Source organism: Nostoc sp. (assembly GCF_036917275.1).
In the GTDB taxonomy this organism is placed as follows: Bacteria; Cyanobacteriota; Cyanobacteriia; order Cyanobacteriales; family Nostocaceae; genus Nostoc.
Window position 1 is genome coordinate 165,101 of record NZ_JBALDF010000061.1, and the last position, 13,774, is coordinate 178,874.

Genomic DNA, 13,774 nt, shown 5'->3' on the forward strand with positions numbered 1-13,774 from the left:
TAGCGCAGAGTTTTTGAATTCGATTCGCTAGAAGTTTACGCAATTGAGTAAATATCATTACCATGACTGCAATTAAAACAGCAATTAAATTACCTCCTTCCAAGCACGAATTTGCTGACGTAATTCATCGTCTAGAAGCAGGCGGTGCAATGTTACCCGATACCCAAGAAAATTTGATGCAAATCATCGGTTTGTACAAAGCTTATGCTGTACCAATGGATTTTTACTGGCGTGACCTACTTTATATTGCTGAACGCGAATTTTTAAATCCGTTGCCCTTGTTTAAATACTTCTTACCCAAAGAGTATTTAGAACTGCATAATCATTACGCTGGCGATGATGCCGATTTGCGAATTTGGCGCGGTGAAGCTACTGCACATCCAGAACTTTTGGCATTTATTGAGAAAGGTGAAACTTTCAAAATGCCAAAGTTGCTGCACCACTTGTTTCACGATCGCATTAACATGGAATTTGCTGAAGCTTGTATGCGGGCGATGTTGTGGCATAGAGGGATGGGTGGACAATTTGATCCTTACCTAGATTCTGAAGAATACGAAGCCAACGCTGGCAGGGCAATTAAAGCTTACTTCCAAGGCAACCCCGTAATGCTGGGAATGTACAAGCTGTTTCCCGATATGTTTTTGGAACAATGCCGCCAGATGTCATACTACGCTAATCTGGGCTTATTCTGGGAAGTTATGGCCCCGGTATTCTTTGAAATGTCCGATCGCTATGATGAAGGTACCATTAGCAGCGTCCCAGAAGCGATGAGTTTCTTAGTTAATGGTATATTTGCGATCGCAGGTCGTCCCATTTACCATCACGTTTATATTCGTGGCGAATGCTACGAAATTGTCCCCAAATCCAAGGGTTTCATGTGGCTATATGAAGCCGCATTACCTTATGTAGAAGCAGTTTTCTACCGCACCGCACCCTTTCGAGGCACAAAATCTTACAATGCTCAAGCGCGTCAAGTACCGGAAGACCAAAAAGATTTTCACTATGGTATTCTTTACGCTGATGTATTTCCAGTAGGTACTGCTGGCATTCCCCCGACATTGTTAATGCAAGATATGCTGCATTTTTTGCCACCTTATCTTGTTGATTATTACAGCCAACATTGCCGGGGTGAAGAAGATATGTTGATTCAGTTGGGAGTTAGTTTTCAACGGTCAATGTACTGTGTTACTTCTGCGGTAATTCAAGCTTTGCGAACTGCACTTTTATATCCTTTAGATGACCCAGATCCCAAGCATTTGCAAGCCAATCGAGATTTTTTTGAGATGCAGCTAAATCGCTTTACTCGATCCGACTACAATATTCGTGATGCTGCTCGTTTGGGAAGTATTCAAAAGCAAGATTATAGATAATATCAAGTCTGGGTAATCGGAACTGATTTGATGCTGAGTGCGATCGCCTTTCAATGCTGAGGAGTGGGAAAAGATAAAGGTTAAACATCTTTTTCATAGGTTACAGCAGAATTCAAGTATTTGAACCACATCTGTCGTAGGGGCACAGCAATGTTCATTGGTATCAACTTAAGCTCAAATGCATGTCTCACAGGCGTTTTACTCCCCTTAATCCCCCCTTTCTAAGGGGGGAAACAGGAAATTTAGTTCCCTCCCCTTGACAAGGGGAGGGTTAGGGTGGGGTGACGCGGATCGTAATGGCAAGCCAGAGAACTGAACATCACGTCTTGACAAGGGTTTCACCTTAAGTTGACACTAATGAGCATTGCTGTGCCCGTAGAGCGTCGTCTATTTACCTGAAAATAGCTGTAATGAAAAATATCATGCTCATTTGCGACAAAATCAATGCCCTAGTCTCAAACCTTTTTCCATAAGCATCTGAGGTTCGATATTCTCAACTTTAGGTATCGCTTCTAATTGAGGAATCCCGGCGATCGCATCAGCAATATTACCTGATTGGGCACGCAACCAAGCGGCATGAGGTGCATAGTCAAGACTTTGCGCTATTTCGTAACCCACTCGATTAATTACTTCGCGCTGGGACTCCACATCAACGCCTTCAGCAAAGCGGATGAAAACCAGGCCAGTTGGTACTGCCAAAGAACCATTGGGTTGTAATGTGTAAATTGGGCTTAGTGTCCCCTGTTCAGATTGATTGGGTTCGCCTGAAAAAACTGCGTAGGCGTAGCCCGTCGTAGACATCGCACCATCGTTAAGTTGTAAAACTGCTCCTGATGTCACGGTGTTGGGTTGATTGTAATGTATTGCATAGTACCCAGGCTTACGAGTGTATGATACAGCAGTGCGTAGGCGTAGCCCGTCGTAGACATCGCTGCCAACGCGAATTTGTTCAGGATACTCAGAAAAGTAGTCTTTTTGAAATTTCACTTCAGCAATCAAGGGTAAAGAGTACACCTGTAGAAAATACTCAGCCGGAAAGTAAAACATCTTTCTCAAGTTCTAATGATGTTATAACGTTTTTCAGGGATAAGTAGTTGGGCGAAATTAAATATAAAATGTCATTACGTTGGCGTAAGTCTGACTGTAGGCTACGTAACGCAGTCGAGTGTTCGAGTAGCTTCTCTAAGAGTTGTAATCGTAAAGACTAAGATTGCAACTCTTAAACGACGCTACCGCGAACACTTCGTACCCTACGGGAAGGCTGTGCTAACGCGATGACGAACTATCTTATATTGATTTAAATGCATCTAATTTATGGAATACAAATCTTTCATCGGGATGCAAGCTATACGCCCCTATTGATAGTAAAGATTTTTAAAACAACCTGACTTTTAATCCCTCTTGTCTGGAAAGAAAAATTGAAAGCTTGGATGAACTTAGTACAGCATTTCATTAATTCGTAGCAAATTTAATTTGGTAATAACCCTACAATGCCAATGCATCGGCTTACAATGCCAATGCGTCGGCTTACAATGCCAATGCGTCAGCTTACAATGCCAATGCATCAGCTTACAATGCCAATGCGTCGGCTTACAATGCCAATGCGTTAGCTTACAATGCCAATGCGTCAGCTTACAATGCCAATGCGTCAGCTTACAATGCCAATGAATCGGCTTGCATTAAAAACGCTACCCGCCGACACTGCGTGTAACAAGCTTTAAAAGTTGGGCATAATAAGGTTTGCCAATGCCCAATAGACATTCAATATCCCAGGAGATTAAACTATGGTTCAGGTTCGCTATGGTGGACAGAATGGACAACAGTATGAACTTGCTATCAGTAACGAACACGTTGTAGTGCGTACCGAAAGCCGCACTACTCTTGTTGGTGCAAGACCATTTGAAGTAGCACCTGTATCACCCACAGCTCGCAATATCCTCAATCAATTCGAGTTAGTAACGCGGTTTCGGCAAGCGGGTGTAGAAATTCTGCGATCAAAAGTTCCGACTCAGGGTGTCGGTTTGCGCGATCACGCCCGTGAAATTCTCAACAAAGAGTCTCAAGTCCAATTTGCCGGACGTGTCCTTCTCGATCCAGTATCCAAACAACCTGTAGTCTACACCGAAAACCTCTTCGTTAAATTCGATAACGAAGAAGAGTCAAGGGTTTGCCAAGAAATATTAGGACGTTACAATTTAACAATTAAACGCCAACTTGAATATGCACGAAATGCTTACTTTGTCAGCGCTCCTGCAAATACTGGTATAGCCATCTTTGACATCGCCGAGAGACTTCTGAATGAGGAATCAGTAGAACTGTGCCATCCTGAACTAGCACGTGAATCACGCCAACGTCAGGTTTTCCCGCAGCAGTGGCACTTAAAGCAAATAACAATTAATGGTAAAATAATTAACGCCCATGCCAACGTTGAGGCAGCTTGGAAGTTAAGCGATGGCACAGGGACGATAATTGCAATTATCGACGACGGTGTGGATCTCGATCATGAAGAGTTCCGTTCCTCTGGAAAGATTGTTGCCCCGCGTGATGTCACACGTAAAACTAACAATCCCAGACCGGGAAACGACAATAACCACGGGACAGCGTGTGCAGGCGTAGCTTGTGCAAACGGTAACTTTGGTGCATCTGGTGTGGCACCAGGTGCAAAGCTGATGCCGATTCGTTTAGCTTCGGCGCTAGGGTCACAAGATGAAGCAGATGCTTTTATTTGGGCGGCTCAAAATGGTGCTGATGTCATTTCTTGTAGCTGGGGGCCAGCAGATGGGACTTGGTTTGAGCCAAACGATCCTGTACACAATCAAAAAGTACCTCTACCTGACTCCACACGACTTGCTATGGATTTTGCAATCAATAAAGGACGCAACGGCAAGGGATGTGTAATTTTATTTGCGGCTGGCAATGGTAACGAAAGCGTGGATAATGACGGCTACGCCAGCTACCAAAAGGTGATTGCTGTGGCAGCTTGTAACGACTTTGGCACAAGAAGCGCTTACAGCGACTTTGGTCAAGCAGTCTGGTGTAGCTTCCCCAGCAACAATGGTGACAGTTCTCAAACCCCTGGCATTTGGACAACCGATCGCTCTGGTGTCGTTGGCTATAATTCAGTTAATCGCAATCTGGGTGACGCTGGAGGCAACTACACGAACGAATTCGGCGGTACTTCTAGTTCTTGTCCAGGTGCAGCTGGTGTAGTAGCCTTGATTATTGCCAGAAATCCAAATCTGCGCTGGGACGAAGTGCGAGATATTATTAAACGCTCCAGCGATCGCATTGATCCATCCAAAGGTAAATATGATGCTAATGGTCGCAGCCCCTTCTACGGTTACGGTCGAATCAATGCTCTCAAAGCTGTAGAATTGGCCAAGCCGGCTCAAACATCGCCTATTAGCATATTCAAGGCAGTGCAAGATGTCCCAATTAACGACTTACAAACATCAACATTGTCATTGGCGATCGCTAATACCAGCCTGATAAAATCCATCAAAGTTAATGTAGACATCGAGCATACTTATATTGGTGATCTTGTAGTTACTCTCCTTCCCCCAGTCCAAATAGGCATACTTCCCATCATTCTGCACGATCGCGAGGGCGGAGCTACAGATAATATTAAAACAACCTATGACGAGGTAAACACCCTGAAACTTGCTGCCTTCAAAGGTAAAAGTCCCCAAGGAACCTGGACTCTTCAAGTTGCAGATAAAGCTGACGCAGATACAGGAAAGATTCGGAGTTTGACCATTGAAATTGGATTTTAAGCCAATACCCTTTTAAAATCTCGTTTTCAGCCTCTGGCTGGAAATGCTGATCATTGCGGCTCTGCCGCGAGTAAGGAAGGCGGAGCCTCAAAATAGGCATTCCCAGTCTCTGACTGGGAACGAGGTAATACATGAAAACTGCTGTCAACCATAATCTTCATTAGGGGCGGACATCTATGCGCCCCTACTGCGTGTTCTATCCCATATCTCATCCATCTGAAAACTGCTATAAGTATTCAACCGGACTCGATATGACAAGATGTTAGCTTTGAGTCACAGGCTGTTTTGCCAAGAACTTCTCTAATTCTGTCAGCGCATCAGCATCAACCTTAGTTTGCATTGGACAGAACTTAGGCCCACACATCGAACAAAACTCAGCAGTTTTATAGATATCTGCTGGCAGAGTTTCATCGTGATATTCCTTAGCTCTTTCTGGATCGAGTGATAATTCAAACTGACGGTTCCAATCGAAGTTGTAACGCGCCTTGGAAAGTTCATCGTCTCTATCCCTTGCACCAGTCCGATGTCTAGCAATATCAGCCGCATGAGCTGCTATTTTATAGGCAATCAACCCATTCCTAACATCTTCGGCATTTGGTAAACCCAAATGTTCTTTCGGTGTTACATAACACAGCATTGCAGTACCGTACCATCCAGCCATCGCTGCTCCAATGGCTGAAGTGATATGGTCATAACCGGGAGCAATGTCTGTCACCAATGGCCCCAACACATAGAAAGGTGCTTCAGAACACTCTTCCATCTGTTTACGGACGTTGAACTCAATTTGATCCATTGGCACGTGTCCAGGGCCTTCCACCATCACCTGGACATCATCTTCCCAGGCTTTGCGAGTTAGCTGTCCCAGAGTTTTCAATTCAGCTAATTGTGCTTCATCAGAGGCATCATGGGTGCAGCCAGGACGCAGGGAATCTCCTAAACTGAAGGAGACATCATACTTTTTGAAAATCTCAATAATATCTTGGAAGTGGGTATAAAGCGGGTTTTGTTTGTGGTGATGTAGCATCCACCGCGCCAGAATCCCACCGCCGCGAGAGACAATACCAGTGATGCGGTTTCTCACCAAAGGCAAATGCTCAATCAAAATCCCAGCGTGGATAGTTTGATAGTCTACTCCTTGCTGGGCGTGCTTTTCGATGATATGGAGAAAATCATCAGCAGTCAGGTTTTCGATTGTACCGTGGACACTTTCTAAAGCTTGGTAAACCGGTACCGTACCAATGGGAACAGGCGAAGCCTTGATGATGACGGTACGAATTTCATCTAAATTACCGCCGCCTGTGGATAAATCCATCACGGTATCAGCACCGTACTTCACGGACAGATTCAGCTTATCAACTTCTTCCTGAAGATTAGAAGAGTTGGGAGAAGCGCCGATATTAGCATTTACCTTACATCTAGAGGCGATGCCAATAGCCATCGGCTCTAAGTTAGTGTGATTAATATTAGCCGGGATAATCATTCGCCCTCGCGCCACTTCCTCACGAATGAGATCAGCAGGGAGATTTTCCCGTTGGGCGACGTAGTGCATTTCTTCGGTGATAACACCTTGGCGGGCGTAGTGCATTTGAGATACATTACTTTGCCCACGTCGTTTAGCAACCCATTCTGTCCGCATATTGTTAATTCCTCAATAAACAGCTTCCCTCCGCTGGTATTACCCAGACTCAGGTGTTAAGGGTGTGATCTCAGCCTGGTTAGGCACCCCTAGCATGGATGTAGTGTACCACCTTGGTTATGGTTGCGAACAAGGGTGTTAACAATTTATGAGGTGAAGGTGGTGTTAAGCCGTTTTTTCTGAATCTGGCGTAGGCGCAGCCCGTCGTAGACATCGCTGTTTCTGTTGAATAATGTCTAATAGTGCCTTGTGGATTTCCTCTCTTGTCATTGATGCAGGATAAGTCGCAGAGGGAGGTTGTGCCGTCAAACGATCCGCAAGTGCGTAAAAAGCCTCTTGATCATCTTGGTGTGCAATGACGTAGGCGCGTAATTCTGCCTTGCTCATAGCATCAAAGTTTGGTTTACTGATGGATATTCCCAGTTGCCATCACGACTAATCAGAATTTCTATATCTTCTAGTTTACCAACCTGTAACTCGAATATCAGAAGAAAAAGATTGTTCGCAATACCTTCTAATTAGGGCTTGAGCATTTTCTCGTTGGTTTCCTGTAAATAAATTACATACTACTTCTTCAAATTGAGAGTAAAGATGTAATAATCCACAGTCTTTAACCCGTGAATAAAGTAAGGGAACCGCTGCAAGAGCGAGTAAAGTTGCCTTTTTTCGATCGCGCTCTCTTGCTTTAGGATAATCATGATATGAAGATTGAAAATCCACTACTAAACAAGGTTTGTAGTCAGAATTAGTGATTAGATTACCAGTGGTAGCTGTAGCATAAATTTGATCACTCTCAGAACCGCCCTCTAAGAGGTTTTTCCCAGAAGAATTAGAAACATCTAAATAATCATCCCCACTTCCTCCTTTGAGGGTATTAATGCCAGTGGTAGCTGTAGCGTAAAGTCTATCATTGTCAGAGCCGCCGTCTAAAAGGTTTTTTCCAGAAGAATTGCTAATATGGAGGACATCATCGCCCTGGAAACCATAGAGGCTATCATTGCTCCCTAAGCCATTAAGGATGTCATTAGCGTTAGTACCATTGATAATTGCCATAACTTCTATCTACCTAAATCAATTTTTCAGGAACTTGAGATATTAACCTGTGAGTATTGCTGTTTTAAGACATAAAAACTTAGCCGAAAGTTGACGCTTTCGGTATAGTTTATGTCAAATTGAAAAACACTAATTTTTCAGTGCATTTCAGCTTTTCGACTGGCTGATAAGCATTATCCAGCTAACCTGTTACATAAATAGTTAGTCAATTTAATTACTATAACCTTTATTTTTATAAGGGTCACTACTTAGGTTAGTATTTTTTTCTACTTCACCTTACTTATTTATTTTTGTAGTTTTTAGCATAACTATTTACGTATTATTTACAGTAGACCTCTTGCAAAAGTCCCTTTCTTTTTTGCGAAGGTATTTTTAATAGAAATTGTTTTTTAGCTGTAGATGTGTGATACTTGCGTTTAAATTCATAAAATCCTATATCTTTGCCCGATTCTCTTGGGGCGATCGCATTAAATAATGCCGCACAATACCTGAACAAGGGGCTTAAGCCCCAAGTCTTACAAAGTATTGGTATACATGCCTTGCTGTTAGCTGAGTACAGATGTTTCAGTGAGTAGGCACAGCTACTTTCGCGTGTTTGTTAACATAGTCCACAAATAATTGCTTCAGCCTGGGACTAACACCAGCGTGTTCAAAGAATCCAAAACCCAGATTCTTAGCTCTTGCTAAGGTTTCCTCTGGTGTTAATCCCTCGTGGATAGCGATACTCAATAGCGCGATTCCAGTTGATCGCATCCCGGCTGCACAATGCACAACTGCTGGTTTAGGGATTTGTTCTAGGATCATAAGGATTTTGGTAATCGCCTCTTCATTCAAATTTTTTAAATCCACCTTGAGTGGAACATTCGTATAATGCAGCCCCAATGCTTCCGCTACTTTTTGCTCATCCTGGGAAAATCCTAGTTCATCAGGCGATCGCAGATTTAGAACGGACTTAAAACCTTCTTGGATAGCTTGCTCAAGCTGTTTTGGTATGACTTGTCCTGTGGTTGTCAAATTTTCGTTAATCTGTATGGCGTTGATCACATTCACTCCTTTTGATTTTCTAATGTCTTCTGGCTTGGTAAATACTGTGATAAGCAAGCTTTCAGAAGATATTCAAGTAAACACAGCAAAACTAGCCAAATATCAAACGATATTGCTTGATTACTTCAAAATTTGTCTTTTGAAGTTGATTATTTTATTGCTTTATCCATAATAAACGCATTGTCGATAGACTTACCGTACTTTAAATCTTATTATACGTTTTGTCGATAGGATTATAGGTGTTTATATTTCGGGAGTTATACTATTGAGCTTGGGTGAGCAATTGGCTGAAGATTTTCGGAAAATAGTATAACTAGATACATTATAATTTTGCTTAAGCATCGGCATCTTGAGTATTTTTAACGAGGACATAAATAGTGACTGGAAATGAACAAGTCTCTTCTCTATCCATTGGGATAGTATTGTTCCCAAATGTGACGCAGTTAGATTTCACCGGGCCCTACGAAGTTTTTGCCAAATTGCCAAACGTGCAATTATATCTGCTGGCAGAAACACTTGAACCAATTCGGAGCGATTGCGGCCTTACCTTTCTACCGGACACAACCTTTGCTCAAGCCCCAGCCTTAGATGTGTTATTTGTGCCAGGAGGCCCAGGTATCAATGCCAAGATGGAAGATCCAAAGTTTCTCGACTTTCTCAAAACTCAAGCCAAACAAGCCCGCTACATTACATCTGTCTGCACTGGTTCTCTGCTGCTGGCGGCGGCTGGTTTGCTTCAAGGCTATCGCGCCACTACTCACTGGCGATCGCTGGATTTGCTTGAGATGTTGGGAGTTGAGACAGTTTCAGAAAGAGTTGTCATTGATCGCAATCGAATTACAGGCGGTGGTGTAACAGCTGGCATTGATTTTGGGCTGGCTTTAGCAGCTGAGTTATTTGGGGAAGCGATGTCTACGACGGGCTACGCCTACGCTCAAGCAATTCAACTAGGGATTGAATACAATCCCCAACCCCCTTTTAACAGTGGTTCTCCCCAAACTGCCCCTGCGGCTGTACTTGCTCAGGTTACAGCTGCGAGTCAAAATGTTCAAGAAATCAGACGGCAGATTGTCCAGCGAGTTGTAACTCAACTGCAAACTGCTAATATCAGTAAAGCAGTTGAGAATTTGGCTAGTTGATGTGTTGCGATGTCTATGACGGGCAAAGCTGGGGCAACTAAAATTTCTCATAACCAAACTTGATAACTTTGGATCAGTGAATGTCAGCCCTGAACCTATGAGCGCTAAGGAAATATCTCTTCGACCTGCTAAGGAAACAGATGCGTGGGTGCTGAGTGCAATTCATATTGCTGCTATTAAAGCTCTGCCTGAAACTTTCTACACAAAAAAAGAACTTTTAACTTGGCGTAATAACTGCGACAAGCCCGATGATTCAAATATCTTGAAGAGGATGAAAGTGGAAACTTTTTGGGTTGCGATCGAGGGAGATGTTGTTATAGGTTTCGCTAGTTTTATTGTTGATGAACTCATCAGGCTGTATGTCCATCCTAAATATCAAGGTAAAAGCATCGGGCGTGCTTTAGTTCAACATTTTTGCGATCAAGCAGCTGATCAAGGCATAGATAAGGTAATTACAACTGCTAGCCTTTATGCTGAAGGGTTTTATTTACGACTCGGATTTACTGCTATCCAAAGAGCACCTCATTATTTAAGAAGTGGGGTAGTTGTAACAGTTACTAAAATGAGTAAAGCATTAGCTACTGACACAATATGATGAAATTGATTGAAGTTAGAGTTGATTATGATTTTGTTTTTTTGATAAAGTTCCATTAGTTTCAGAAAAACATCTCGTATTTATGAAATTTGGGATTGTAAAATAGTTATATGATTATATATTTTAAAAACTCATAGTTAATCTTAATAAGACTTTAGTATCGAATAGGACAACTTTTATTATTACTTTTTTCTCCCAAGTTGCGACCACTTTTTTTACATATATGATGTAAGTACTTGCCAGCATAAATGAATAAAACCATCCGTTCATCAACTCTCACCCGTAGACGTTTGATAGAAGCCGCCTCGCAGGTATTTGCCAATTTAGGTGTTCAAGGAGCAACTACCCGTGAAATAGCTCGTGTTGCTGGTGTGAATGAGGTGACTTTATTTCGCCACTTTGCTAGCAAAGAACAACTTCTGGGAGCAGTAATCGAAAATGCCTTTGTACTCCAGACAGAAGCCCTTGCACACTCCGAAGCGTGGACGCAGGATCTAAAAATTGACATAACACAGTATGCCCATCTTTACAATAGTATGCTAGAGGCACACGAGGACTTAATTCGTACCTTCATTGGAGAAGCTAAACGTCATCCAGAGGCAGCCAAACAAGTGATTCAAGAAGCTGCCAAGCCTTTAGGTGAAAAACTGATAGCTTACCTGCAATCGAGTCAGAAACGAGGTATCGTCAGAGCAGACCTCGAACCATTTCCAGCAGTCGATATGTTTACAGGAATGCTGTTAGCTGGAATGCTATGCCGCAGTGCAAAATTCAATCAACGCAGCTATAGCTGTGAAGACTATATCGAAACCTGTGTAGATATTTTTGTGCGCGGTATCATTGCCACTCCCCTCTCAGTTTTCAATCCGGCTGTAAGCTAACGTGAGTTATTTTCAGGGATGGGTAGAACCTGGAAACGAGGTTTTAAAAGTGTTTTGGCTTAAGTTGACACCAATAAGCATTGCTGTACTCCTACAAATGGTCTGTATTCCAAGCAATTGAGAACCGCTATATGCTTGCCCAAAACACCAAAATGAATACGCAATATACTCAAATGAGTAAACAATCTGCCTTTTTGCTTACTGAATCTACTGAAATGGGAAAGCAATCAAGCATTTTGAGTAAACAATCTGCCTTTTTGCTTACTGAATCTACTGAAATGAGAAAGCAATCAAGCATTTTGAGTAAGCAATATGCCTTTTTGCTTACTGAATCTACTGAAATGAGAAAGCAATCAAGCATTTTGAGTAAGCAATATGCCTTTTTGCTTAGTGAATCTACCGAAATGAGAAAGCAATCAAGCATTTTGAGTAAGCAATATGCCTTTTTGCTTAGTGAATCTACCGAAATGGGAAAGCAATCAAGCATTTTGGTCTACGCCTAGCATAGCCCGTCACTTCCAACAGCTATTAGAACAGAGTGATACACCAGTTCTACCCTTACCTTGGAATAATCTTGAGCATCCACCCAATCAGCTTAGTTTATGGTCTTGAAAGGTAGGGCGCAAGGGACAGAGGGAGTAGGGGAATAGTCCCACAGAATGAAATTCGCACAGGTAACGGAAAATCGAACCACAGAGGACGCAGAGAACACGGAGGAATAAGAGTTTAAGGTTTTTTTGCGTAAGTCCTAACTTTTACAAGATATCTAATGTTTAGTAATTAAAAAAAGAGCGACAATTAGTGTTACGATACTTTTCTGTTTAAGCTTCATATCGCTTTCTCCTTGACAAAAGGGCTAATATCCCTATTTTTTAAATGGCGATCAGGGTTTAAGTGATCCATGAATATATTTAACAGAAAAGCATTGATTTTTAATATGTATGTGATTTCAGCGAATTTTTGAGAGCAGTTACATCAAAGGAGGTTGAGATGAATCGTCTTCTTTATGAAAGTTCAGTCTCATACAAAGGATATCTCATCATTCCATTTATTTTTGGGCAAGCTGATAATTACGAGATTTATTCGTATAAATTGCTATCTGAGATTGGGCACAAAAGCAAATTTCATAAAGCAGAAAACCCAGCCGGAATATATGGAAGTGGCGTTAGTAATATCGTTGATATTGCTAAAGAATATATAGATCAAAATTCAGAGTTTGTTCATCGGGGGGATAGTTTTAAGTCTCGCTACATTTATCGGAACAATTTGATTATCATCTTCCAAGAAGGAGACAAATGTTTTTATGACCATTACCCACAAGAGTTATTGAATAATATTGCAGCTCCAAAATTATTCAAATCCGAATATGAATGTTTGAGTTGGATTAAGCAAGGGCTTAATGGGCAACATGTGCGGTAAAGAGTTATTTGAAGGAGGTAGTAGTTATCCAATTTTAGATTTTGAATTTTGGATTGAAGAGAAATCTAAAATTGGCAGAGTTATGAGTAAAACAAACGTTAGAGGATGTTTTAAAAGGGTCTTTTGCTTTCCTAGTTAGCACAGCAAGGTATCTCAGTACATGGCTAAAACCTTGATTTATCGTCAAAGTTCACCCAAGTGAGAACAGCAAAATTATACCTTCTGGGACTTTTAAAACATCCTGTAAGAGTGGATTACAATTTGGTTGGTTGTGTGGTTCAGAGAACAAATCTGCGTTCATTTGAATTCTTGCTGCAACCACTCTTGAGGCTTGAGCAACCATTTGGGATTCTGTAATATGGATTTAAAGGGACTCAGCAAATAAAATTGTTTCGTCCCGTGGATGTCCTTTGCTAATACAGCAGATTGCGAGTTGGTGAGGTACAAAAATACCCCACCCTAACCCTCCCCGATATATTGGGGAGGGAACTAGATTTATTTTTCCCCCCAATAAACAGGGAGATTAAGGGGGGTAATTCACCGCAGCCACAAGCAAGAGAAGGGTGTACTTCATTTACTTGCAAAGTGCTGTATGTTCAAATTTTTGCTGACAACAGCCACAGAAAAAATAAAAGTGAACGTTGTCAGTGTGGGTTTTAATCAATTTAGCTAAACGCCATCGCACTTTAGCAATCCTGAGTGGAAATGATATTGCACTCAAAAACTTGAGCATGTCTCCTGAAGCGCTGGGTAGCACAGTAGTTCCCATTAGACCTCTTGCATAAGTCGAATAGACCCCCCTTAATCCCCCCGATATATTGGGGGGAAACTTTAAATCTTGCCCCCTCCCCTTATGAAGGGGAG

Annotated in this window: 12 protein-coding genes, 1 pseudogene and 1 riboswitch; of the genes and pseudogenes, 8 read left to right on the top strand and 5 right to left on the bottom strand. The window is 42.0% G+C overall.

Going from position 1 to position 13,774, the window contains the following annotated elements; genetic code table 11:
• Positions 1-62: 62 nt before the first annotated feature.
• Positions 63-1,370, top strand: a complete 1,308-nt coding sequence (locus tag V7K35_RS24805) for a CO2 hydration protein (RefSeq protein WP_335082555.1) — start codon at positions 63-65, stop codon at positions 1,368-1,370.
• A gap of 441 nt (positions 1,371-1,811) precedes the next feature.
• Here V7K35_RS24805 and V7K35_RS24810 read toward each other — a convergent pair whose 3' ends face one another.
• Positions 1,812-2,417 carry a hypothetical protein gene (locus V7K35_RS24810; RefSeq protein WP_335082557.1) on the bottom strand — a complete coding sequence of 202 codons (606 nt, stop codon included), beginning with the start codon at positions 2,415-2,417 and terminating at the stop codon, positions 1,812-1,814.
• A 737-nt stretch (positions 2,418-3,154) separates the two neighbouring features.
• On the opposite strand from V7K35_RS24810, the gene V7K35_RS24815 reads away from it, so the two are divergent.
• Complete coding sequence (locus V7K35_RS24815) at positions 3,155-5,143, top strand: S8 family serine peptidase (protein ID WP_335082559.1); 1,989 nt, start codon at positions 3,155-3,157, stop codon at positions 5,141-5,143.
• A gap of 262 nt (positions 5,144-5,405) precedes the next feature.
• On the opposite strand, the gene thiC is transcribed toward V7K35_RS24815, so the two are convergent.
• From thiC to V7K35_RS24835, 4 genes are all read right to left on the bottom strand, one after another.
• Entirely contained in the window at positions 5,406-6,779 is a 1,374-nt protein-coding gene (thiC, locus tag V7K35_RS24820) for a phosphomethylpyrimidine synthase (protein ID WP_335082561.1), read from the bottom strand.
• A gap of 8 nt (positions 6,780-6,787) precedes the next feature.
• A riboswitch (TPP riboswitch) is annotated at positions 6,788-6,880 on the bottom strand.
• Between the two features lie 64 nt (positions 6,881-6,944).
• Positions 6,945-7,202, bottom strand: coding sequence for a DUF6887 family protein (locus V7K35_RS24825; protein ID WP_442939760.1), 258 nt, complete (start codon positions 7,200-7,202; stop codon positions 6,945-6,947).
• Positions 7,203-7,241: 39 nt separating this feature from the next.
• Positions 7,242-7,832, bottom strand: coding sequence for a calcium-binding protein (locus V7K35_RS24830; protein WP_335082565.1), 591 nt, complete (start codon positions 7,830-7,832; stop codon positions 7,242-7,244).
• A 564-nt stretch (positions 7,833-8,396) separates the two neighbouring features.
• A complete protein-coding gene (locus tag V7K35_RS24835; RefSeq protein ID WP_335082586.1) occupies positions 8,397-8,876 on the bottom strand; it encodes a protein tyrosine phosphatase family protein in 480 nt (159 codons plus the stop codon).
• Between the two features lie 377 nt (positions 8,877-9,253).
• Between V7K35_RS24835 and V7K35_RS24840 the strand changes: the two genes are divergently transcribed.
• The 6 genes and pseudogenes from V7K35_RS24840 to V7K35_RS24865 all read left to right on the top strand — a co-directional run bounded on the left by V7K35_RS24840 (position 9,254) and on the right by V7K35_RS24865 (position 12,910).
• Positions 9,254-10,015 (top strand): DJ-1/PfpI family protein, encoded by a 762-nt coding sequence (locus V7K35_RS24840; protein ID WP_335082567.1) that lies wholly within the window; start codon positions 9,254-9,256, stop codon positions 10,013-10,015.
• Positions 10,016-10,112: 97 nt separating this feature from the next.
• On the top strand, positions 10,113-10,610 hold the full coding sequence (locus V7K35_RS24845) for a GNAT family N-acetyltransferase (protein WP_335082569.1): 498 nt from the start codon (positions 10,113-10,115) through the stop codon (positions 10,608-10,610).
• A gap of 248 nt (positions 10,611-10,858) precedes the next feature.
• Positions 10,859-11,491 (top strand): TetR/AcrR family transcriptional regulator, encoded by a 633-nt coding sequence (locus V7K35_RS24850; protein ID WP_335082571.1) that lies wholly within the window; start codon positions 10,859-10,861, stop codon positions 11,489-11,491.
• Between the two features lie 131 nt (positions 11,492-11,622).
• Positions 11,623-11,994, top strand: coding sequence for a hypothetical protein (locus V7K35_RS24855; protein ID WP_335082588.1), 372 nt, complete (start codon positions 11,623-11,625; stop codon positions 11,992-11,994).
• Positions 11,987-12,103: pseudogene (locus tag V7K35_RS24860) on the top strand (DUF72 domain-containing protein); the annotation flags it as partial. The gene V7K35_RS24855 and the pseudogene V7K35_RS24860, both read left to right, overlap by 8 nt.
• Before the next feature lie 378 nt (positions 12,104-12,481).
• Positions 12,482-12,910, top strand: coding sequence for a hypothetical protein (locus V7K35_RS24865; RefSeq protein WP_335082573.1), 429 nt, complete (start codon positions 12,482-12,484; stop codon positions 12,908-12,910).
• The last annotated feature ends 864 nt before the right edge of the window (positions 12,911-13,774 follow it).